Origin of the sequence: Streptomyces ficellus (assembly GCF_009739905.1) — a bacterium.
Classification (GTDB): Bacteria; Actinomycetota; Actinomycetes; order Streptomycetales; family Streptomycetaceae; genus Streptomyces; species Streptomyces ficellus_A.
This window is the reverse complement of sequence record NZ_CP034279.1, coordinates 1,921,208-1,941,547: the sequence shown is the minus strand read 5'-3', so window position 1 is coordinate 1,941,547 and position 20,340 is coordinate 1,921,208. Positions and strand designations below refer to the sequence as shown.

Sequence of the window (20,340 nt, the reverse complement as noted above, 5' to 3'; positions counted from 1 at the left end):
GGAGCGGGGCCCGGCCGGTGTCCAACGGGTCAGGGGATCCGGGCGACCAGGTAGCGGAACACGTTGGGCATCCACACCGTCCCGTCGGGGCGTACGTGCGGGTGGAGGGCCTCGGTGACCTCCTTCTCGACCGTCGCCTGGTCCGACGCGGCCACCGCCGGGTCGAACAGGCCGGTCGAGAACAGCCCGCGCACGGCGCTGTCCATGTCGGCGTACCCGAACGGGCACGCCACCCGTCCCGAGCCGTCCGGCCGCAGGCCCGCCCGCGCGGCGACCTCCTCCAGGTCGTCCCGGAGGGCCGGGCGCCAGGCCGCCCCCGTGCGCAGCCGCTCGGTCAGCCGGCCCGCCACCCGGAGCACCGCCGAGGTGGCGCACCGCTCCGGCGGACCCCAGCCCGCCAGCACCACCGCGCTGCCCCGCTCCGCCAGCCGGACGGCCTCCGCGAGCGCGGGGCCCAGCCCGTCGGAGTCACCCTCGGTGCATCCGATCGGCTGGAAGGCCGTGACGAGGTTGTACGCCGGACGAGTGGGGTCCGCCGCGTCGGCGGGCCCGCCGTACAGCAGCCGCGTTCCGCCGCAGCGGCTGGACTCCCGCCCGCTCGCGTCGGGGAGCAGCCGCTCCCGTGCCAGGTCCACGCGCGCGTGATCCGTGTCGATGCCCGTGACCTGCGCGCCGCGCGCGGCGGCCATCAGCAGGGCGAGGCCGGAGCCGCATCCGAGACCGAGCAGCCGCGTACCGGTACCGACCTCCAGATGCTCGTACACCGCTTCGTAGAGCGGGACCAGCATCCGTTCCTGGATCTCCGCCCAGTCGCGGGCACGGCCGGGCGCGTCCGAGGCCGGAGGCGCCGAGGCCGGGTGGGGGTGGTGCTGGACGAGCATAGGTGTCATCGAAAGCGCCCCAATCCGCCGAGAGGTCCATCTGTGCGTCTGTGCCCTGATTGACAGCCCCCGTGTACATGCGCTCGCACTCCCCGTAGCCAGGGAACTCCGCATCCGCCCCCAAGTCCAGGGGTCGGGGCGCAATGCTTGCGTGCCCCGGTCGTGCGCCCCCGAGTGCGGCACGAACCACCTCCATAGTGGGGGCGGTTCGTGATTCCCGCCATGCAAGTACCGCGGACCGGACCCCGCCGGCCGCTCTGGCCTGCGGGAAGAACCGGAGCCGCGGGACCGGCTCCGGGGCGGTGGCGCGGCCCCGTGACGGTCCGGGTACTGTCGGCTTCGGCAGCCTTGGGCGGGCGGCGCGCGAAACCCGTTACGCGCCGGGGCGTACGCGCCGCTACGTACCACCTTGTTGGGAGCTGCGCCGCTTCTCCGCAGATCAGCGCACTGGCCCTCGTCAGGACGCATCAACGGCAACTGACGGGTACGTGCAAATTATTTGGGATGCCCCGGAATGGAACCCGGGGGCACCTCGGCTCGTTGTCACGACGTGAGCACGACACCACCTGTTCTCGCCGCAGAGCTGGCACAGGCGTGGGCCGACATTCAGCGGCACCACCCCGAGCTGCCCGATCTCGCCGCGCCCGAATCCCTGATCGGAGAGTCGTCGTCCGCCTGTGGCGCCGAGCTCTCCTTCGAACGACTGCTCCACGAGGCAGTCCACGGCATCGCCGCCGCCCGAGGCGTCCGCGACACCTCCCGCGCCGGCCGCTACCACAACCGCAGATTCCTGGCGATCGCCGAGGAGATGGGCCTGGACCACTCCGAGGAGCCGCACCCCAGCAGCGGCTTCTCCCTGGTCACGCTCAGCCCCGAGGCCAAGCGCCGCTACCGCCCGACCATCGAGCGGCTCCAGCGGGCCCTCAAGGCGCACACCGTCGCCACGGCCTCGGACACCAAGCGCTCCTTCCGCGGACCGGCCGCCCGGCACGGCTCCTCCGGAGGTGGCGTCCGGGTCAAGGCCGTGTGCGACTGCGGCCGCAACGTACGCGTGGTGCCCTCGGTCCTCGCGCAGGCGCCCATCGTGTGCGGCGGCTGCGGGAAGCCCTTCCGCATCCCGGAAGCGGTGGGCGCGGCGAGCTGACCGCACGTGGTGTGGCACAATGGCTAGCTGTACTCGACAGTCGCACAGGACCCCTCTCTCCTCCGGCTGACGCGTCCATCGGGCACTCGAGTACCGCAACCCCACGCGGCATCCCGTTGTGCCCAACCACGTCAAGACCAGGAGACACCACACCAGTGGCAGTCAAGATCAAGCTGAAGCGTCTGGGCAAGATCCGTTCGCCTCACTACCGCATCGTCGTCGCCGACTCCCGTACCCGCCGTGACGGCCGGGCCATCGAGGAGATCGGCCTGTACCACCCGGTGCAGAACCCGTCGCGCATCGAGGTCGACTCGGAGCGTGCGCAGTACTGGCTGTCCGTCGGCGCCCAGCCGACCGAGCCGGTCCTCGCGATCCTGAAGCTCACCGGCGACTGGCAGAAGGTCAAGGGCCTGCCGGCCCCGGAGAAGCCGCTGCTGGCTCCGGCGACCAAGGAAGACAAGCGCGCCTCCTTCGACGCCTTCGCCAAGGCGCTCGAGGGCGACGACGCGAAGGGTGAGGCCATCACCCCGAAGGCGAAGAAGGCCGACAAGAAGGCGGACGAGGCCGAAGCCGCGTCCACCGAGTCGACCGAGGCCTGAGCATGCTCGAGGAGGCTCTCGAGCACCTCGTGAAGGGCATCGTCGACAACCCCGACGACGTGCAGGTCGCCTCGCGCAACCTGCGCCGCGGGCGCGTGCTGGAGGTCCGGGTCCACCCCGACGACCTCGGCAAGGTGATCGGCCGCAACGGCCGTACCGCCCGCGCCCTGCGTACCGTCGTGGGTGCCATCGGCGGCCGCGGTATCCGTGTCGACCTCGTCGACGTGGACCAGGTCCGCTGATCAAGTTGGCAGTTATTGCGTGAAAGCGCCGGCGCGGGCCGGGGAGGGCTTCGGGCCCGCCCCGGCCCGTCGTCGTTCCCCGTAAGTCGTCCTGTTAAGGAGAGGCAGTGCAGCTGGTAGTCGCACGGATCGGCCGCGCCCACGGCATCAAGGGCGAGGTCACCGTCGAGGTGCGTACGGACGAGCCCGAGCTGCGGCTCGCGCCCGGTGCCGTACTGGCCACGGACCCGGCCTCCACGGGACCGCTGACCATCGAGACCGGCCGGGTCCACAGCGGCCGGCTGCTGCTGCGCTTCGAGGGCGTCCGCGACCGCAACGCCGCCGAGGCGCTGCGCAACACCCTGCTCATCGCCGACGTGGACCCCGACGAGCTGCCCGAGGAACCCGACGAGTACTACGACCACCAGCTGATGGACCTGGACGTCGTCCTCGCCGACGGCACCGTCATCGGCCGGATCACCGAGATCTCCCACCTGCCCTCGCAGGACCTGTTCGTCGTGGAGCGGCCCGACGGCACCGAGGTCATGATCCCGTTCGTCGAGGAGATCGTCACGGAGATCGACCTCGGCGAGCAGAAGGCCGTCATCACCCCGCCTCCCGGCCTCATCGACGACCGCGCCGAGATCGCAGGGTCCCGTGAGGAGGACGGAGCCTGATGCGGCTCGACGTCGTCACGATCTTCCCCGAGTACCTGGAACCGCTGAACGTCTCCCTCGTCGGCAAGGCACGCGCGCGCGGCCGGCTCGACGTCCACGTGCACGACCTCCGGCAGTGGACCTACGACCGGCACAACACCGTCGACGACACCCCCTACGGCGGCGGCCCCGGCATGGTCATGAAGACCGAGCCCTGGGGCGACGCCCTGGACGACGTCCTGGCGTCCGGCTACGACGCCGGGGCGCACGGACCGGTGCTGGTCGTCCCCACCCCCAGCGGCCGCCCCTTCACCCAGCAACTCGCCGTCGAACTCTCCCGGCGCCCCTGGCTGATCTTCACCCCCGCCCGGTACGAAGGCATCGACCGCCGCGTCACCGACGAGTACGCCACCCGCATACCGGTGTACGAGGTGTCCATCGGCGACTACGTCCTCGCCGGCGGCGAAGCGGCCGTCCTGGTCGTCACCGAAGCCGTGGCACGCCTGCTGCCCGGCGTCCTCGGCAACGCCGAGTCCCACCGCGACGACTCCTTCGCCTCCGGCGCCATGGCCAACCTGCTCGAGGGCCCCGTCTACACCAAGCCGCCCGAGTGGCGGGGCCGCGGCATCCCCGACGTGCTGCTCAGCGGGCACCACGGCAAGATCGCCCGGTGGCGCAAGGACGAGGCGCTCCGGCGAACCGCGCGCAACCGGCCCGACCTCATCGAACGCTGCGAGGCGTCGGCGTTCGACAAGAAGGACCGCGAAACCCTCTCCCTGCTGGGCTGGGCCCCCGAACCCGGTGGCCGATTTTGGCGCAGGCCCCAGGACGTGGAAGAATAGGCCGCTGCTGTACGTCCGGCGTGCGCCCCTGCCACAGGGGGACACGACGCCCGTCCGACGCGATCAGCACCCCTTTTCTCATTTCGACATTCCGTTGATGACCTGTGGCATCAGCGAGGAAGCAGACACACATGGCTCACGTGCTCGACGCCGTCAACTCCGCCTCCCTGCGGACCGACGTCCCGGCGTTCCGTCCCGGTGACACCGTGAACGTCCACGTTCGCGTCATCGAGGGCAACCGCTCGCGTATCCAGCAGTTCAAGGGCGTCGTCATCCGCCGCCAGGGCGCCGGCGTCAGCGAGACGTTCACCGTCCGCAAGGTCTCCTTCTCCGTCGGCGTCGAGCGCACCTTCCCGGTGCACAGCCCGATCTTCGAGAAGATCGAGCTCGTGACCCGCGGTGACGTCCGTCGCGCCAAGCTCTACTACCTGCGTGAGCTGCGCGGCAAGGCCGCGAAGATCAAGGAGAAGCGCGACAACTGAGCCCCGGCTCACCCCGTCGCGCCTCGCTTCGGACGGAGCGTCACAGGAGAGCCGGATACCATTCGGCTCCGATGGACATCGAAGCACAGCACTCAGAGCGCGGCCGTTCCTCCGACCCGGAGGAGCGGTCGCGCTCCGTGCTTCTCCGGCGGCGGTTCTGGCTGGCCGGCTGCGCCGGCGCGGTCCTGCTGCTGCTGTTCAACCACTTCGTGATGCAGCCCTTCCAGATCCCCAGCAGGTCGATGGAGCCCACCCTCAAGACCGGGGACCGGGTGCTCGTCAACAAGGTGGCGTACCGTTTCGGTTCCGAGCCGGCCCGCGGCGACCTGGTCGTCTTCGACGGCACCGGGTCCTTCGTCCAGGAGGCCCCGGAGCGCGACCCGGTGGCCGGACTGCTGCACGGGGCGGCCGCGGCACTCGGCCTCGCCGAACCCGCCGACACCGACTTCGTCAAGCGCGTCGTGGGCGTGGGCGGCGACCGTGTGACGTGCTGCGACAAGGGGGGAAGGGTCGAGGTGAACGGCGTACCCGTGGACGAGCGCTACCTGTACCCGGGCGACGCGCCCTCACAGGTGCCCTTCGACATCGTGGTGCCCGAGGGCGCCCTGTGGGTCATGGGGGACCACCGCAGCCAGTCGCGCGACTCCCGCGACCACCTGGGCTCGCCGGGCGGCGGCATGGTCCCCGTGGACCACGTCATCGGCCGGGCCGACTGGATCGGCTGGCCGTTCGGGCGCTGGACGGAGCTGGAGCCGGCGGGTGCCCTGCGTGACGTACCGGAGGCGGGCGGGGCGGGCGGGGGCCATGGGTAACCGGGGCAGGCAGGGCAACCACCGGGCCGATACGCGGCTGCCCACCGGATCCCGGCCCACCGACGGCGGCCGGGCCCTGCCCGGACGCGCGGAGCGGCGGAAACTGGCCCGGAAGGTGCAGCGCCGGCGGCGGCGCTCGGCCGTCAAGGAGGTACCTCTCCTCATCACCGTGGCACTGCTCATCGCGCTGGTCCTGAAGACCTTCCTGGTGCAGGCCTTCGTGATCCCCTCCGGTTCCATGGAACAGACGATCCAGATCGACGACCGGGTGCTGGTGGACAAGCTCACCCCGTGGTTCGGCTCGAAGCCGGAGCGCGGGGACGTCGTCGTCTTCAAGGACCCGGGCGGCTGGCTGCGGGCGGAACAGACGCCCAAGAACGACGACCCGGTGATCGTGAAACAGGCCAAGCAGGCGCTGACGTTCATCGGCCTGCTGCCGTCCGAGGACGAACAGGACCTGATCAAACGGGTCGTCGCCGTCGGCGGCGACACCGTCAAGTGCTGCGACGCCAACAAGAAGGTCACCGTCAACGGCGTACCGCTCGACGAGCCGTACCTGAACCCGGGGGACGTCCCCTCCACCATTCCGTTCGAGGTGAAGGTGCCGGCCGGGCGGATCTTCGTCCTGGGCGACCACCGGTCCAATTCGGCCGACTCGCGGTTCCACCTGAACGAGGCGTTCCAGGGAACCGTCTCGGAGGAGGAGGTCGTCGGGCGGGCGGTCGTCATCGCCTGGCCCCTGGCCCACTGGAGCGAACTGGACGAGCCGGACACCTTCGCCTCCGTGCCGGACGCGCGGACGGGGACTGCGGCCGCGCGCGGCGCGTCGCATAGTGTGTCCTCTCGGAATGTGAACGGATTGTCCGGGCTCCCGACCCCTGCGGAACTCCCGCTCGTTATGGGAGTGGTGGGCCTGCCCCTGCTGTGGGGCCGGCGGTTGCACGGAGTGAGGAGTGGATGTGGGGGATTTGGCGGTCGGCGCACGATCCGGACACGACGAGCCCGAGGAGAGGCCCGACCGGTTCGGGAAGCCCTCCTCTTCCGGTCCCGCGGAAGAACCCCCGACCGGTCCGGATGAGGCCGCGGCCGACAGCACCGACGACGGCGGCCCCCGGCAGCCCGCGAAGCCGCGTTCCTTCTGGAAGGAACTGCCGCTGCTGATCGGTATCGCCCTGCTGCTGGCACTGCTGATCAAGACGTTCCTGGTGCAGGCGTTCTCGATCCCCTCGGACTCGATGATGAACACGCTCCAGCGGGGCGACCGGGTCCTGGTCGACAAGCTGACCCCGTGGTTCGGCTCCGAGCCGGAGCGCGGCGAGGTCGTCGTCTTCCACGACCCGGGCGGCTGGCTGGAGGGCGAGCCCACTCCCGACCCCAACGTGATGCAGAAGTTCCTGAGCTTCATCGGACTGATGCCGTCCGCGGAGGAGAAGGACCTCATCAAGCGGGTCATCGCGGTCGGCGGCGACACCGTCAGCTGCAAGAAGGGCGGCAAGGTCGTCGTCAACGGCAAGCCGCTGGACGAGACCTCGTACATCCATCCCGGCTCCACCCCCTGCGACGACGAGCCGTTCGGCCCGATCAAGGTGCCCGAGGGCCGTATCTGGGTGATGGGCGACAACCGCCAGAACTCCCTCGACTCCCGCTACCACCAGGAGCTGCCCGGCAGCGGCACGGTCGCCAACGACCAGGTCGTGGGGCGCGCGATCGTGGTGGCCTGGCCGGTCACCCGCTGGTCCACGCTTCCGGTGCCGGACACCTTCGACCAGCCGGGACTGAACGCGGCCGCGGCCTCCAAGGCGGTCGCCGAGATGGCCGGCCCGGGCGCGCTGGGCCTGGCCGCCGCGGTGCCGGTGGTCCTCTGGCGCCGCAAGCGGCGCGACGGCTGACGCGAGGGCTTGCGGGCCCGTTGCAGGAAGCGGGTCCCGCCCGGCTGCACCCACCGCACCCTGCTCCGAGTCGCGGGGCGCTCGCCCGAGGGCATACCGCCGGGTAGGGCCGCGCGGGTAGGGTGCCGTCCCAGATCGTCGATCTCCGAGGTGGGGAGCGCTGGGATGGGCACGAACGACACGACGGACGGCGGCCGCGGCCGCCTCGGCAGCGTGCTGTCGGGGCTGGCCGTGGCCGTCGGCTGTCTGCTCCTCCTCGGAGGCTTCGCCTGGGGAGCGCTCACCTACCAGCCCTACACCGTGCCGACCGATTCGATGTCGCCGACCGTCGAGGTCGGGGACCGGGTGCTGGCGCAGCGGATAGACGGGGCCGATGTCCGGCGCGGGGACGTCGTGGTCTTCCAGGACGCAGCCTGGGGCGATGTGCCGATGCTCAAGCGGGTCGTCGCCGTGGGCGGTGACAAGGTCGCCTGTTGCGATGCGGGAGGCCGGCTCACGATCAACGGCAAGCCCGTCGAAGAACCGTATCTCCGGTCCGGGGGCCCCGCTTCCACGGCGACCTTCTCCGTCGCGGTGCCCGAGGGACAGCTCTTCCTGCTCGGTGACGAGCGCATGGGTTCGCAGGACTCCCGCGTCCACCTCCAGGACCCCGGGCACGGCGCGGTGCCGCGCGGCGCGGTGAGCGCCCGGGTGGACGCCGTGGCGTGGCCGCGGACCGCGATGGTGGACCGGCCGCAGGCGTTCGCGCCCCTGCCCGGCGGTGTGTCGCGGCCCGGCCCGGTGAAGCTCGTGGTCGCGTCGGTGGTAGCCGGGTCGGTACTGATCCTGGGCGGCGCGGCGTACGGGCCGATCGCGCGGCGGCTGTCCGGGACGGGCCGGACGCGCACCGGGGCGGGTACGCATGGCTGAGGACGCCCCGCTGGAGGGTGACCGGCACCCGGCCGGGGACATGCCCCTGCGGCGGGTGGCCCGGGTCGTCCTGCTCGACCCGCAGGACCGCATCCTGCTGCTCCACGGCTACGAACCGGACGACCCGTCCGACACCTGGTGGTTCACCCCCGGCGGCGGCGTCGAGGGCGACGAGACCCGGGAGGAGGCCGCGCTGCGCGAGCTGGCCGAGGAGACCGGTCTCACGGACGTGGAGCTCGGCCCGGTGCTGTGGCAGCGGGTCTGCTCCTTTCCCTTCGCCGGGCGCCGCTGGCACCAGGACGAGTGGTACTACCTGGCCCGTACGACCCGGACGGAGGTGGCCCTCGGCGCGCTCACGGAGCTGGAGAGCCGCAGTGTCGCGGGGCTGAGGTGGTGGACCTCCGCCGAACTGTCGGCGACGCGTGAGACGGTGTACCCGACACGACTCGCCGAGCTGCTGCGCACGCTGCTCGACGAGGGACCCCCTGGCAGGCCGGTGGTCCTCGCCCCGGAAATCGTCTAGGGGCGCGGGAGACTGGCGCACAATGGGGGGACGCACGGCTGAAGGGGAACATGCCATGAGCGCCGAGGACCTCGAGAAGTACGAGACCGAGATGGAGCTGAAGCTCTACCGGGAGTACCGCGATGTCGTCGGTCTGTTCAAATACGTGATCGAGACCGAGCGTCGTTTCTACCTCACCAATGACTACGAGATGCAGGTGCACTCGGTGCAGGGCGAGGTGTTCTTCGAGGTGTCCATGGCGGACGCGTGGGTCTGGGACATGTACAGGCCGGCACGGTTCGTCAAGCAGGTGCGTGTCCTGACGTTCAAGGACGTGAACATCGAGGAGCTCAACAAGACCGACCTGGAGCTCCCCGGAAGCTGACCCCGAGGGCCGCCGACGGGGCCGGAAGCCGACTCCGGGCCGCCGACGGGGCTGACCCCGGGCCGGTCGCCGGTGGCTGTTCACCGGTGTGGGTGACGGAGTTATCCCCAACCGGCCGGTTGTCCACCAAGATCCACAAGCCCGGCGCCGACGCGTCACAGTCGGTGCCGGAGGTGGTGCCGAATGAACGCGACGGGGGCACTCGGGCGGTACGGCGAGGACCTGGCGGTCCGCCGGCTCGGTGAGGCGGGGATGGCGACGCTCGCCCGGAACTGGCGGTGCGGGCGGGCCGGGGAGATCGACATCGTCGCCCGTGACGGTGACACGGTGGTCATCTGCGAGGTCAAGACCCGCAGAGGGGGCGGATTCGAGCACCCCATGGCGGCGGTGACCCCCGCCAAGGCGGAACGGCTGCGGCGACTGGCCGCGTGCTGGCTCGAACGGCACGGCGGGCCGCCGCCGGGCGGACTGCGCATCGACCTGGTCGGGGTGGTGCTGCCCCGGCGCGGCGCGCCCGTCGTCGAGCACGTGCGAGGGGTGGCCTGATGGGGTTCGCACGGACGTGCTCGGTGGCCCTGGTCGGCGTCGAAGGAGTGGTCGTCGAGGTCCAGGCGGACCTCGAACCCGGCGTTCCGGCGTTCACCCTGGTCGGCCTCCCTGACAAGAGCCTCACGGAGAGCCGCGACCGGGTGCGGGCGGCGATCGTCAACTCGGACGCCGAGTGGCCGCAGAAGAAGCTCACGGTCGGACTCAGCCCGGCCTCCGTACCCAAGGGGGGTTCGGGATTCGACCTCGCCGTCGCAGCAGCGGTACTCGGCGCGGCGGAGCGCGTCGACCCCAGGACGATCGCCGACCTCGTCCTCATCGGTGAGCTGGGGCTCGACGGGAGGGTCCGGCCCGTGCGCGGGGTGCTGCCCGCGGTGCTCGCCGCCGCCGAGGCCGGCTACCAGCAGGTCGTCGTCCCGGAGCAGACGGCCGGAGAGGCCGCGCTGGTGCCGGGCGTCTCCGTCCTCGGCGTCCGGACCCTGCGGCAGCTGATCGCCGTCCTCGCGGACGAACCCGTGCCCGAGGAGGAACCGGACGAGGCCGGGCGGCCCGACGCGATACTGGCCGGGCTGTTCGTCCCCGGCGCCGGTGTCGGCACCGGGCTGAGCCCCGACCCGGCCGACGGGCCCGACCTCGCCGACGTCGCCGGGCAACGGCACGCGCGCCTCGCTCTGGAGGTCGCCGCCGCCGGCGGTCACCACCTGCTGCTGTCCGGCCCGCCCGGCGCCGGCAAGACGATGCTCGCCGAGCGACTGCCCGGCGTCCTGCCGCCTCTCACCCGCCAGGAAGCACTGGAGGTCACCGCGGTCCACTCGGTGGCGGGCCTCCTGCCACCGGGCGAGCCCCTCGTGCGCCGGCCGCCGTACTGCGCGCCGCACCACTCGGCGACCATGCAGTCCCTCGTCGGCGGCGGCAGCGGCCTGCCCCGGCCCGGAGCCGTCTCGCTGGCGCACCGCGGCGTGCTCTTCATGGACGAGGCGCCCGAGTTCTCCGGCAAAGCGCTGGACGCCCTGCGACAGCCCCTGGAGTCGGGACACGTCGTGGTGGCGCGCAGCGCCGGCGTCGTACGGCTGCCCGCCCGGTTCCTCATGGTGCTGGCCGCCAACCCCTGCCCGTGCGGGCGGCACACCCTGCACGGGTCGGGCTGCGAATGCCCCGCGTCGGTCATCCGCCGCTACCAGGCCCGGCTGTCGGGGCCGCTGCTCGACCGCGTCGACCTGCGCGTCGAGGTCGAACCGGTGACCCGCGCCGACCTGCTCGCCCAGGGCGGGCGCGGCGAATCCACCGAAGCGGTCGCCGCCCGCGCCCTGGAAGCCCGGGCACGTGCCGCCGCCCGCCTCGACGGCACGCCCTGGAACGTCAACTGCGAAGTGCCCGGCCACGAGCTCCGCACCCGCTGGCAGGTCGCCCCCGGCGCCCTCGCCACCGCCGAACGGGACATCGAACGGGGCCTGCTCACCGCGCGCGGCCTGGACCGGGTCCTGCGCGTCGCCTGGACCCTCGCCGACCTCGCCGGCCGCGCCCGCCCCGGCCCCGACGACGTCCAGCTGGCACTGGAGTTGCGCACCGGAATCGCCCGGGGCGTACCCCTGGCGGTCGGCCAGACGCGGTGACCCGGTCGACCCGGTCTGGTGCGCGCGGTCCGCCCGTCCGGTGCGGGGGCGGGGCGGCCGGGGGTGGGGGCCGGGTGGGGGTGTGTGGTGAGGGTGGCCCGGTGGGGTGGGACGGAACGGGTGGTAGTGGGGGAGTGGGATGAACCAGAGGGTGACCGAGGGAGAGCGACGGGCGCGGGCGGCGTTGACGCGGGTCGTCGAACCGGGTGATGAACACGGCGGACGGTGGCTGCGCGAGCTGGGAGCGGAGGAACTGTTACGGCGGCTGACCAGTGCGCGATACGAGGCCGATGCGCTCACCGGGGCGAGCGAGCGGCGGATCCACGGCTTCCGGCTGCGGGCGGCGCGGGCCGAGCCCGACCGGGACCTCGCGGCGGCCGAGGCGTGCGGCGCGCGGCTCGTCGTACCGGGCGACCCGGAGTGGCCCAGCCAGCTCGACGACCTCGGCGACGCCCGCCCCGTCGGCCTGTGGGTCCGCGGCCGGCCCGACCTCCGCCGCTGGGCGCTGCGCTCCGTCGCCGTCGTCGGGGCCCGGGCCTGCACGCCCTACGGGGCGCACATGGCGGCCACCCTGGCCTCCGGGCTCGCCGAGCGCGGCTGGGTCGTCGTCTCCGGCGCGGCCTTCGGCGTCGACGGCGCCGCCCACCGGGGCGCGCTGGCCGCCGCCGGGGCGACCGTCGCCGTGCTCGCCTGCGGGGTCGACGTCGCCTACCCGCGCGGCCACGCCGGGCTCATCGGGCGCATCGCCGAACAGGGCCTGCTCGTCGGCGAGTTGCCGCCGGGCGCCCACCCGACGCCGAGCCGGTTCATCCTCCGCAACCGGGTGATCGCCGCGCTCACACGGGGCACCGTCGTCGTCGAGGCCGAGTACCGCAGCGGCTCCCTGGTGACCGCCCGCGCCGCACAGCGACTCGGCCGGTTCACCATGGGCGTCCCCGGACCCGCCACCAGCGGGCTCTCGGCCGGGGTGCACGAGCTGCTGCGCGGCGAGGCCGAGCTCGTCACCGACGCGGCGGAGGTCGCCGAGCTGATCGGCGACATCGGTGACCTGGCCCCTCCCCGGCGCGGACCGGTCCTGCCCAGGGACCTCCTCGACCCGCTCAGCGCCCGGGTGCTCGAAGCCCTGCCCCCGAGGGGCCGGACCGCCGCCGGCACCGACATCGCGCGTGATGCCGGGACCACCGTCGACGAGGCGCTCGGCAGGCTGTACGAACTCCACTCCCTGGGGTTCGTCGAACGCCACGGCCAGGACTGGCAACTGACCGCCGAGGCCGCACGTCGCCCGAACGCCCGGCGAGGCGGTGCTTGACCCGCAGCATTCGGGTGACAGGGTGAAGCCGATGACCTTCGCAGCTCACTCGGCGCCGCCCGGGGGGCCGACGCCCGCGCAGTCGGCCTCACGGGCCCCATTCGAAGATGCGGCCGACGGCCCGCCCCCACGGAGTCACGATCCGGCGGCCTTCGCTCACTGCGACGCCGCAGTCACGCTACGCTCACCAGAATTAAGCCCCCCGCACCCTGGCCGTCCCGGCCCCCTCCCCCCGTCCCCCCTCGCACTCAGCAGAACGGCTCAAGGCGACGCATGCCCCAGCACACCTCCGGGTCCGACCGCGCAGCGGTGCCCCCCGCTGCCCGGGGCACCGTGCGCCCGCCCGCACCCTCGTCACTCGACGAGCTGTGGCGGTCGTACAAGGACACGGGCGACGAGCGGCTGCGGGAACAGCTGATCCTGCACTACTCGCCGCTGGTGAAGTACGTCGCGGGCCGGGTGAGCGTCGGCCTCCCCTCCAACGTCGAGCAGGCCGACTTTGTGTCGTCCGGGGTCTTCGGCCTCATCGACGCGATCGAGAAGTTCGACATCGAGCGGTCGATCAAGTTCGAGACGTACGCCATCACCCGGATCCGCGGCGCGATGATCGACGAACTCCGGGCCCTGGACTGGATCCCCCGCTCCGTACGGCAGAAGGCGCGGGCCGTGGAGCGCGCCTACGCCACCCTGGAGGCCCAGCTCCGGCGCACCCCCTCGGAGGGCGAGGTCGCGGCCGAAATGGGTATCGCGCTCGAAGAACTGCACGCGGTTTTCAGCCAGTTGTCCCTGGCGAACGTCGTCGCCCTGGAGGAGCTGCTGCACGTCGGCGGTGAGGGCGGCGACCGGCTCAGCCTCATGGACACCCTGGAGGACACCGCCGCGGACGACCCCGTCGAGGTGGCCGAGGACCGCGAGCTGCGGCGGATGCTCGCCCGGGCCATCAACACCCTGCCCGAGCGCGAGAAGACCGTGGTCACGCTGTACTACTACGAAGGCCTCACCCTGGCCGAGATCGGCAACGTCCTCGGCGTCACCGAGAGCCGCGTCAGCCAGATCCACACCAAATCGGTCCTCCAGCTGCGCGCGAAGCTGGCCGATGTAGGACGCTGACGTCGAACGGCCGGTCGTAGAGTGGAGCCGTGCCCAGGATTCGAGCGGCCTCCGTGGCCGAGCACCGGACCATGCAGCGCGGCGCCCTGCTGGACGCCGCGCGTTCCCTGCTGTCCGAAGGCGGTACGGAGGCGCTGACCTTCCCCGCCCTCGCCGAGCGCACCGGCCTCGCCCGGTCCTCCGTCTACGAGTACTTCCGCTCGCGCGCCGCCGTCGTCGAAGAGCTGTGCGCCGTCGACTTCCCCCTGTGGGCGGCGGAGGTCGAAGCGGCGATGCAGCGGGTGGACAGCCCGGAGGACAAGGTCGAGGCGTACGTGCGCGCCCAGCTGGACCTCGTCGGCGACCGGCGCCACCGGGCGGTCGTCGCCATCTCCGCGAGCGAACTCGACGACGGCGCCCGCGAGAAGATCCGCGCGGCGCACGGCGGACTCGTCGCGATGATCGTCGAGGCGCTGGCGGAGCTGGGACAGGAACAGCCGCGGCTCGCCGCGATGCTGCTCCAGGGCGTGGTCGACGCGGCGGTGCGCCGCATCGAGCTCGGCGCCGCGGAGGACCCGACGGCCATCGCCGAGACGGCCGTGTCGATGGTGCTGCGGGGCGTGCGGAGCGCGGGCGCGTAGCGCGGCGGGCGGTACGGTTCCCGGCCGCGGGGCGGTGCCTGTTCCCGGTTCGCTGCGGGGCGGTGTCTTGGGTGCGGTGACCCCCGGTGGGTGGGGGGCGTGGCCCCTCCGGGCTCGCCTCCTCGGGGCCGGCGGCCTCGGGTTACGGGATAGGGAGCCCCGGTAGCGCCGCCGGTCCCCTGCGGGGGCGACCCTGCACGGCCCCACCCCGGTCGTACGCCGGGTGCGGGACGGTGGGTGGCACGGCCCACCCCGGGCGCGTCGCCGATTGCGGGGTGGTGGGTGGTACGGGTACGCCCGGGGGTGTCGCCGGGTCAGGGGGGCGTGAGGGGGAGTAGGCGGGAGGGTGGGCGGGGGAGCAGGGTCAGGGGGTTGAGGTAGGTGTCGCCGCGGCGCAGGCCCCAGTGGAGGCAGACCGGGGCGCAGTGGGACGGGGGTCCCGAGACGACCGCCACGAGCTGGCCCGCCGTGACCTCGGTGCCCGGGCGGACCAGGGGGCGGACCGGCTCGTAGGTGGTGCGCAGGGGCGGGGTGCCGGTGGAGGGGTGCGTGATCGACAGGACGCCCCGGCCCGCCACCGGGCCCGCGAACGAGACCCGGCCGGCCGCCGCAGCGCGGACCTCCGTGCCCGGCGGGGCGGCGAGGTCGACACCGCGGTGGCCCGGCCCGTACGCCGAGGCGGGAGGCTCCCAGCCGCGTACGACAGCGGGGCGCGGCGGGCCGACCGGCCAGGTGGCGGTGAGGGCCGTGAGGACGGACAGGGCGAGGGCGAACGCGGTGGAGTACATGCGAGGACTGTGGCCCGGGCGTACGCCCCCGCGATGATCATGGGCGCGATCTGTGGACGACCGGCCGGTTGTGGACAGCGCCGTCACCCGGCGCTGCCGGGGTCCCGTACACTTCTTCTGGCGACCCGGGCCACCGGGTCGACTTCGCACGCCCCGCCATCACCCTCAAAAGTCGTGGCAGCGCTCTTCGGTCCATTCGTGGCACAGCGCGTCGGGGCGTCAGGACATAACCGAGAACCAAGGAGATACGGCCATGGCCGTCGTCACGATGCGGGAGCTGCTGGAGAGCGGCGTCCACTTCGGTCACCAGACCCGTCGCTGGAACCCGAAGATGAAGCGCTTCATCTTCACCGAGCGCAACGGCATCTACATCATCGACCTGCTCCAGTCGCTGTCGTACATCGACCGCGCCTACGAGTTCGTCAAGGAGACCGTCGCGCACGGCGGCTCCATCATGTTCGTCGGTACGAAGAAGCAGGCCCAGGAGGCCATCGCCGAGCAGGCGACGCGCGTCGGCATGCCGTACGTCAACCAGCGCTGGCTGGGTGGCATGCTCACCAACTTCTCCACCGTCTACAAGCGCCTTCAGCGTCTGAAGGAGCTCGAGGCGATTGACTTCGAGGACGTCGCCGCGTCCGGTCTCACCAAGAAGGAGCTTCTCGTGCTGTCGCGCGAGAAGGCCAAGCTGGAGAAGACCCTCGGTGGTATCCGCGAGATGCAGAAGGTGCCGAGCGCCGTCTGGATCGTCGACACCAAGAAGGAGCACATCGCCGTCGGTGAGGCGCGCAAGCTCCACATCCCGGTCGTCGCGATCCTCGACACCAACTGCGACCCCGACGAGGTCGACTACAAGATCCCGGGCAACGACGACGCGATCCGCTCCGTCACCCTGCTCACCCGCGTGATCGCCGACGCCGTCGCCGAGGGCCTCATCGCCCGTTCCGGCGCCGCGACCGGCGACCAGAAGCCGGGCGAGAAGGCCGCCGGCGAGCCGCTCGCCGAGTGGGAGCGCGACCTGCTCGAGGGTGGCGAGAAGAAGGCGGAGTCCGACGAGGCCGCCGAGAAGCCGGCCGAGACCCCGGCCGCCGAGGCCCCGGCTGCCGAGGCCGCCCCGGCCGAGGCTCCGGCCGCGGACGCCGAGCAGGCCTGACCCTTCAGGTTCGGATCGACGGCGGGGGTGCGCCTTGCCCCCGCCGTTCACCCGTAGATCTTCCAGACTTCGAGAGAGACTTACAGATCATGGCGAACTACACCGCCGCTGACGTCAAGAAGCTCCGCGAGCTCACCGGCGCCGGCATGATGGACTGCAAGAAGGCGCTCGACGAGGCCGACGGCAACGTCGACAAGGCCGTCGAGGCCCTGCGCATCAAGGGCCAGAAGGGCGTCGCCAAGCGCGAGGGCCGCTCCGCCGAGAACGGCGCCGTCGTCTCCGTGCTCTCCGACGACAACACCTCCGGTGTCCTCGTCGAGCTGAAGTGCGAGACGGACTTCGTCGCCAAGGGCGAGAAGTTCCAGAGCGTCGCCAAGGCCCTCGCCGAGCACGTCGCCAAGACGTCCCCCGCCGACATCGAGGCGCTGCTCGCGTCCGAGATCGAGGCCGGCAAGACCGTCCAGGCGTACGTCGACGAGGCCAACGCCAACCTCGGCGAGAAGATCGTCCTCGACCGGTTCGCGCAGTTCTCCGGCGGTTTCGTCGCGGCGTACATGCACCGCACCATGCCGGACCTGCCCCCGCAGATCGGTGTCCTCGTCGAGCTCGACAAGGAGAACGCCGAGGTCGCGAAGGGCATCGCCCAGCACATCGCCGCCTTCGCCCCGAAGTACCTCTCCAAGGACGACGTCCCGGCCGAGGTCGTCGAGGCCGAGCGCCGCGTCGCCGAGGAGACCACCCGCGCCGAGGGCAAGCCCGAGGCCGCGCTCCCGAAGATCGTCGAGGGTCGCCTCAACGGCTTCTTCAAGGACGCCACCCTCCTGGGTCAGCCGTACGCGCTCGACAACAAGAAGTCCGTCCAGAAGGTCCTGGACGAGGCCGGTGTCACCCTGAAGCGCTTCAGCCGCATCAAGGTCGGCATCTGAGCGGGTACGCGCTCGACACGGGATCCCGCTAGGGTTTTCCCAGTGGACGGTCGGTCGCGTCAGCGCCGGCGGCCACAGATCTGACGAGGAGGCCATTGCCGTAGGGACAACAGCACCCACCGGCAATGGCCTTCTTCGTATGTGCACGAGGAGATCTCCATGAACCAGGGCGCCGCACAGGGCGACGACAACACCGGTAAAAATGTCGCCGGTCGCTTCATGCTGAAGCTGTCCGGCGAGGCGTTCGCCGGCGGTGGGGGCCTCGGCGTCGATCCCGACGTCGTACACGCCATCGCGCGCGAGATCGCCGCGGTCGTCCGCGACGGCGCGCAGATCGCCGTCGTGATCGGCGGCGGCAACTTCTTCCGCGGCGCGGAGCTGCAGGTACGCGGCATGGACCGGGCCCGCTCCGACTACATGGGCATGCTCGGTACGGTCATGAACTGCCTCGCCCTCCAGGACTTCCTGGAGAAGGAGGGCATCGACTCCCGGGTCCAGACCGCCATCACCATGGGGCAGGTCGCCGAGCCGTACATCCCGCTGCGCGCGGTCCGCCACCTGGAGAAGGGCCGCGTCGTGATCTTCGGCGCGGGCATGGGCATGCCCTACTTCTCCACGGACACCACCGCCGCCCAGCGCGCCCTGGAGATCGACGCGGAAGCCCTCCTGATGGGCAAGAACGGGGTGGACGGGGTCTACGACTCCGACCCCAAGGCCAACCCGGACGCGGTGAAGTTCGACGCGCTGGAGTACGGCGAGGTGCTCTCCCGCGACCTCAGGGTCGCCGACGCCACCGCCATCACCCTCTGCCGCGACAACAACCTCCCGATCCTCGTCTTCGAGCTGCTCGCGGCGGGCAATATCGCCCGGGCCGTGAAGGGTGAGAAGATCGGCACTCTCGTGAGCGACCAGGGCACCAGGACCTGATCCCGGGTCCCCAGGGGTGCCCCGCGAGGGGATGGACAAAGCCCTGCCGGTCGGACACCGTGCAGGGGACACACGCGACGCAGGTTCCGCAGCCCTTTGTACGCCGGGCCTACTCATAGACACGCAGGAGCAAGTGGTGATCGAAGAGACCCTCCTCGAGGCAGAGGAGAAGATGGAGAAGGCCGTCCTGGTCGCCAAGGAGGACTTCGCCGCGATCCGTACCGGGCGTGCGCACCCGGCCATGTTCAACAAGATCGTGGCCGACTACTACGGTGCCACGACGCCGATCAACCAGCTGGCGTCGTTCTCCGTGCCGGAGCCCCGCATGGCCGTGGTGACCCCGTTCGACAAGAGCGCGCTGCGCAACATTGAGCAGGCCATCCGCGACTCCGACCTGGGCGTCAACCCGAGCAACGACGGCAACATCATCCGTGTGGTGTTCCCCGAGCTCACCGAGGAGCGGCGCCGCGAGTACATCAAGGTCGCCAAGGGCAAGGCCGAGGACTCGAAGATCTCCATCCGTTCGGTGCGCCGCAAGGCCAAGGACGCCCTTGACAAGCTGGTCAAGGACAAGGAGGCCGGCGAGGACGAGGTGCGCCGCGCGGAGAAGGAGCTCGACGACACCACCGCGAAGTACGTCACGCAGGTGGACGAGCTGCTCAAGCACAAGGAAGCCGAGCTGCTCGAGGTCTGATGAACGACTCTTCCTGGGGGGCCCCGCCGAGAGGCGGTCAATGGGGTCCGCCCGACCAGGGGCACCACCCGGGGTTCGCTCCGGCAGCCCCGGCGGGTCCCGCCTACGACGGGCATGAGGCGCAGCAGACTCGGCCCATGCCCATCGTGCCCGACGTTCCCGCCGGTGGCGACACCGGTGGAGGCCAGGACGACCGCGACCGGGGGACCGCTCCGCTGAGCGGTCCCCTGTTCCGTGACGAGCTGCCGCAGCGGCCGGACCAGCCGTGGCAGCCGCACGGACAGCCGCGGCAGGACCGGTCGCCGCAGCCGGAGAATCCGCAGGAGCCCATGCCCAGCCCGCAGTCGGGAGCGCCGCAGCCCACGGAGCTGCCCGGTCCGCCGAGGAAGCAGAAGAAGCGGGCCGGCCGGGACCTGCGGGCCGCCATAGGGGTCGGCGTGGGGCTCGGCGCCGTGATCGTCGCGTCGCTCTTCGTCGTCAAGGCCGTGTTCGTCGGTGTGATAGCGGTCGCCGTCGTGGTCGGGCTGTGGGAGCTGACGTCCCGCCTTCAGGAGCGCAAGTCGATCAGGGCTCCGCTCGTGCCGCTGGCCGTGGGCGGCGCGGCCATGGTCGTGGCCGGGTACGTGCGCGGGGCCGAGGGGGCCTGGGTCGCCATGGCGCTCACCGCGCTCGCGGTGCTCGTGTGGCGGATGACCGAGTCGCCCGAGGGTTACCTGAAGGACGTCACGGCCGGTGTCTTCGCCGCGTTCTACGTCCCGTTCCTCGCGACGTTCGTGGCGCTGATGCTCACCGCGGACGACGGTCCGTGGCGGGTGCTGACCTTCCTCGTCCTGACCGTGGTCAGCGACACCGGCGCGTACGCGGTCGGCTGGCGGTTCGGCAAGCACAAGCTGGCGCCGCGCATCAGCCCGGGCAAGACCCGCGAGGGGCTCCTGGGGGCGGTGGCGTTCGCCATGGCGGCGGGCGCGCTGTGCATGGAGTTCGCCATCGACGGCGGCACCTGGTGGCAGGGCCTGCTGCTGGGCCTCGCCGTCGCGGCCAGCGCCACGCTGGGCGACCTCGGCGAGTCCATGATCAAGCGGGACCTGGGGATCAAGGACATGGGCACCCTGCTGCCGGGGCACGGCGGCATCATGGACCGGCTGGACTCGCTGCTGCCGACCGCTCCGGTGGTGTGGCTGCTGTTCGTGATCTTCGTCGGAACAGGCTGAACCGCCGTCCGGTTACCCTGGAAGGGCTCGTCGCATCGAGGCGGCGGGCCCTTTCGGCCCTGCGGCACCGCGCGGGGATCATCCGGTGAGGTCTCCCGGCTCACGTACCGCGGCCTCGTCTTTA

General features: G+C 71.7%; 24 protein-coding genes. 22 read left to right on the top strand and 2 right to left on the bottom strand.

Going from position 1 to position 20,340, the window contains the following annotated elements; genetic code table 11:
• Nucleotides 1-29 precede the first annotated feature (29 nt).
• The gene (locus EIZ62_RS08340) at nt 30-890 is read right to left on the bottom strand and encodes a methyltransferase domain-containing protein (protein ID WP_208827822.1); all 861 of its coding nucleotides are present in this window, start codon (nt 888-890) and stop codon (nt 30-32) included.
• A 541-nt stretch (nt 891-1,431) separates the two neighbouring features.
• On the opposite strand from EIZ62_RS08340, the gene EIZ62_RS08335 reads away from it, so the two are divergent.
• The 17 genes from EIZ62_RS08335 (at nt 1,432) to EIZ62_RS08255 (ending at nt 14,520) form a co-directional block, all read left to right on the top strand.
• Complete coding sequence (locus tag EIZ62_RS08335; RefSeq protein WP_208827820.1) at nt 1,432-2,025, top strand: hypothetical protein; 594 nt, start codon at nt 1,432-1,434, stop codon at nt 2,023-2,025.
• A 155-nt stretch (nt 2,026-2,180) separates the two neighbouring features.
• Nucleotides 2,181-2,624 carry a 30S ribosomal protein S16 gene (rpsP, locus tag EIZ62_RS08330; protein WP_064070305.1) on the top strand — a complete coding sequence of 148 codons (444 nt, stop codon included), beginning with the start codon at nt 2,181-2,183 and terminating at the stop codon, nt 2,622-2,624.
• A 2-nt stretch (nt 2,625-2,626) separates the two neighbouring features.
• Entirely contained in the window at nt 2,627-2,866 is a 240-nt protein-coding gene (locus EIZ62_RS08325; protein WP_005311361.1) for an RNA-binding protein, read from the top strand.
• A gap of 107 nt (nt 2,867-2,973) precedes the next feature.
• Complete coding sequence (gene rimM, locus EIZ62_RS08320) at nt 2,974-3,522, top strand: ribosome maturation factor RimM (protein ID WP_156692072.1); 549 nt, start codon at nt 2,974-2,976, stop codon at nt 3,520-3,522.
• Nucleotides 3,522-4,343, top strand: a complete 822-nt coding sequence (trmD, locus tag EIZ62_RS08315; protein ID WP_156692071.1) for a tRNA (guanosine(37)-N1)-methyltransferase TrmD — start codon at nt 3,522-3,524, stop codon at nt 4,341-4,343. Before rimM ends, trmD begins: the two co-directional genes overlap by 1 nt.
• A 131-nt stretch (nt 4,344-4,474) precedes the next feature.
• Nucleotides 4,475-4,825, top strand: a complete 351-nt coding sequence (gene rplS / locus EIZ62_RS08310) for a 50S ribosomal protein L19 (RefSeq protein ID WP_064070301.1) — start codon at nt 4,475-4,477, stop codon at nt 4,823-4,825.
• A 71-nt stretch (nt 4,826-4,896) separates the two neighbouring features.
• On the top strand, nt 4,897-5,637 hold the full coding sequence (gene lepB, locus EIZ62_RS08305; RefSeq protein ID WP_156692070.1) for a signal peptidase I: 741 nt from the start codon (nt 4,897-4,899) through the stop codon (nt 5,635-5,637).
• Nucleotides 5,630-6,715: a signal peptidase I gene (gene lepB / locus EIZ62_RS08300; RefSeq protein WP_156692069.1), complete on the top strand. Its 1,086-nt coding sequence runs from the start codon at nt 5,630-5,632 to the stop codon at nt 6,713-6,715. The genes lepB (EIZ62_RS08305) and lepB (EIZ62_RS08300) overlap by 8 nt, the downstream gene beginning before the upstream one ends.
• Nucleotides 6,606-7,526, top strand: a complete 921-nt coding sequence (lepB, locus tag EIZ62_RS08295; RefSeq protein ID WP_156696283.1) for a signal peptidase I — start codon at nt 6,606-6,608, stop codon at nt 7,524-7,526. Before lepB (EIZ62_RS08300) ends, lepB (EIZ62_RS08295) begins: the two co-directional genes overlap by 110 nt.
• 165 nt (nt 7,527-7,691) lie before the next feature.
• Nucleotides 7,692-8,435 (top strand): signal peptidase I, encoded by a 744-nt coding sequence (gene lepB, locus EIZ62_RS08290; RefSeq protein ID WP_156692068.1) that lies wholly within the window; start codon nt 7,692-7,694, stop codon nt 8,433-8,435.
• Nucleotides 8,428-8,958, top strand: a complete 531-nt coding sequence (locus EIZ62_RS08285; protein ID WP_156692067.1) for an NUDIX hydrolase — start codon at nt 8,428-8,430, stop codon at nt 8,956-8,958. Before lepB (EIZ62_RS08290) ends, EIZ62_RS08285 begins: the two co-directional genes overlap by 8 nt.
• A 55-nt stretch (nt 8,959-9,013) precedes the next feature.
• Nucleotides 9,014-9,322, top strand: coding sequence for a DUF2469 domain-containing protein (locus EIZ62_RS08280; protein WP_008737534.1), 309 nt, complete (start codon nt 9,014-9,016; stop codon nt 9,320-9,322).
• A gap of 183 nt (nt 9,323-9,505) precedes the next feature.
• Nucleotides 9,506-9,868 (top strand): YraN family protein, encoded by a 363-nt coding sequence (locus EIZ62_RS08275; protein WP_156692066.1) that lies wholly within the window; start codon nt 9,506-9,508, stop codon nt 9,866-9,868.
• A complete protein-coding gene (locus EIZ62_RS08270; protein WP_156692065.1) occupies nt 9,868-11,481 on the top strand; it encodes a YifB family Mg chelatase-like AAA ATPase in 1,614 nt (537 codons plus the stop codon). Before EIZ62_RS08275 ends, EIZ62_RS08270 begins: the two co-directional genes overlap by 1 nt.
• A gap of 139 nt (nt 11,482-11,620) precedes the next feature.
• Entirely contained in the window at nt 11,621-12,790 is a 1,170-nt protein-coding gene (dprA, locus tag EIZ62_RS08265; protein WP_156692064.1) for a DNA-processing protein DprA, read from the top strand.
• A gap of 273 nt (nt 12,791-13,063) precedes the next feature.
• Nucleotides 13,064-13,900, top strand: a complete 837-nt coding sequence (whiG, locus tag EIZ62_RS08260; protein WP_156692063.1) for an RNA polymerase sigma factor WhiG — start codon at nt 13,064-13,066, stop codon at nt 13,898-13,900.
• A gap of 53 nt (nt 13,901-13,953) precedes the next feature.
• Nucleotides 13,954-14,520: a TetR/AcrR family transcriptional regulator gene (locus EIZ62_RS08255; RefSeq protein WP_156696282.1), complete on the top strand. Its 567-nt coding sequence runs from the start codon at nt 13,954-13,956 to the stop codon at nt 14,518-14,520.
• Between the two features lie 314 nt (nt 14,521-14,834).
• Here EIZ62_RS08255 and EIZ62_RS08250 read toward each other — a convergent pair whose 3' ends face one another.
• Complete coding sequence (locus EIZ62_RS08250; RefSeq protein WP_156692062.1) at nt 14,835-15,308, bottom strand: M23 family metallopeptidase; 474 nt, start codon at nt 15,306-15,308, stop codon at nt 14,835-14,837.
• A gap of 253 nt (nt 15,309-15,561) precedes the next feature.
• Here EIZ62_RS08250 and rpsB point away from each other — a divergent pair, with 253 nt between their 5' ends.
• The 5 genes from rpsB (at nt 15,562) to EIZ62_RS08225 (ending at nt 20,216) form a co-directional block, all read left to right on the top strand.
• The gene (gene rpsB, locus EIZ62_RS08245) at nt 15,562-16,458 is read left to right on the top strand and encodes a 30S ribosomal protein S2 (RefSeq protein WP_156692061.1); all 897 of its coding nucleotides are present in this window, start codon (nt 15,562-15,564) and stop codon (nt 16,456-16,458) included.
• Between the two features lie 89 nt (nt 16,459-16,547).
• Nucleotides 16,548-17,384 (top strand): translation elongation factor Ts, encoded by an 837-nt coding sequence (tsf, locus tag EIZ62_RS08240; protein ID WP_156692060.1) that lies wholly within the window; start codon nt 16,548-16,550, stop codon nt 17,382-17,384.
• Nucleotides 17,385-17,543: 159 nt separating this feature from the next.
• Nucleotides 17,544-18,311, top strand: a complete 768-nt coding sequence (gene pyrH, locus EIZ62_RS08235; protein ID WP_156692059.1) for a UMP kinase — start codon at nt 17,544-17,546, stop codon at nt 18,309-18,311.
• Nucleotides 18,312-18,447: 136 nt separating this feature from the next.
• On the top strand, nt 18,448-19,005 hold the full coding sequence (frr, locus tag EIZ62_RS08230; protein WP_156692058.1) for a ribosome recycling factor: 558 nt from the start codon (nt 18,448-18,450) through the stop codon (nt 19,003-19,005).
• The gene (locus EIZ62_RS08225; RefSeq protein WP_156692057.1) at nt 19,005-20,216 is read left to right on the top strand and encodes a phosphatidate cytidylyltransferase; all 1,212 of its coding nucleotides are present in this window, start codon (nt 19,005-19,007) and stop codon (nt 20,214-20,216) included. Before frr ends, EIZ62_RS08225 begins: the two co-directional genes overlap by 1 nt.
• Nucleotides 20,217-20,340 lie beyond the last annotated feature (124 nt).

What these genes read in the sequence shown, in the direction of transcription:
- EIZ62_RS08340 (WP_208827822.1), bottom strand. Translation starts at nt 890, where the DNA reads ATGACACCTATGCTCGTCCAGCACCACCCCCACCCGGCCTCGGCGCCT.
- EIZ62_RS08325 (WP_005311361.1), top strand. Translation starts at nt 2,627, where the DNA reads ATGCTCGAGGAGGCTCTCGAGCACCTCGTGAAGGGCATCGTCGACAAC.
- trmD (WP_156692071.1), top strand. Translation starts at nt 3,522, where the DNA reads ATGCGGCTCGACGTCGTCACGATCTTCCCCGAGTACCTGGAACCGCTG.
- rplS (WP_064070301.1), top strand. Translation starts at nt 4,475, where the DNA reads ATGGCTCACGTGCTCGACGCCGTCAACTCCGCCTCCCTGCGGACCGAC.
- lepB (WP_156692070.1), top strand. Translation starts at nt 4,897, where the DNA reads ATGGACATCGAAGCACAGCACTCAGAGCGCGGCCGTTCCTCCGACCCG.
- lepB (WP_156692069.1), top strand. Translation starts at nt 5,630, where the DNA reads ATGGGTAACCGGGGCAGGCAGGGCAACCACCGGGCCGATACGCGGCTG.
- lepB (WP_156692068.1), top strand. Translation starts at nt 7,692, where the DNA reads ATGGGCACGAACGACACGACGGACGGCGGCCGCGGCCGCCTCGGCAGC.
- EIZ62_RS08285 (WP_156692067.1), top strand. Translation starts at nt 8,428, where the DNA reads ATGGCTGAGGACGCCCCGCTGGAGGGTGACCGGCACCCGGCCGGGGAC.
- EIZ62_RS08280 (WP_008737534.1), top strand. Translation starts at nt 9,014, where the DNA reads ATGAGCGCCGAGGACCTCGAGAAGTACGAGACCGAGATGGAGCTGAAG.
- EIZ62_RS08275 (WP_156692066.1), top strand. Translation starts at nt 9,506, where the DNA reads ATGAACGCGACGGGGGCACTCGGGCGGTACGGCGAGGACCTGGCGGTC.
- EIZ62_RS08270 (WP_156692065.1), top strand. Translation starts at nt 9,868, where the DNA reads ATGGGGTTCGCACGGACGTGCTCGGTGGCCCTGGTCGGCGTCGAAGGA.
- dprA (WP_156692064.1), top strand. Translation starts at nt 11,621, where the DNA reads ATGAACCAGAGGGTGACCGAGGGAGAGCGACGGGCGCGGGCGGCGTTG.
- whiG (WP_156692063.1), top strand. Translation starts at nt 13,064, where the DNA reads ATGCCCCAGCACACCTCCGGGTCCGACCGCGCAGCGGTGCCCCCCGCT.
- EIZ62_RS08250 (WP_156692062.1), bottom strand. Translation starts at nt 15,308, where the DNA reads ATGTACTCCACCGCGTTCGCCCTCGCCCTGTCCGTCCTCACGGCCCTC.
- rpsB (WP_156692061.1), top strand. Translation starts at nt 15,562, where the DNA reads ATGGCCGTCGTCACGATGCGGGAGCTGCTGGAGAGCGGCGTCCACTTC.
- tsf (WP_156692060.1), top strand. Translation starts at nt 16,548, where the DNA reads ATGGCGAACTACACCGCCGCTGACGTCAAGAAGCTCCGCGAGCTCACC.
- pyrH (WP_156692059.1), top strand. Translation starts at nt 17,544, where the DNA reads ATGAACCAGGGCGCCGCACAGGGCGACGACAACACCGGTAAAAATGTC.
- EIZ62_RS08225 (WP_156692057.1), top strand. Translation starts at nt 19,005, where the DNA reads ATGAACGACTCTTCCTGGGGGGCCCCGCCGAGAGGCGGTCAATGGGGT.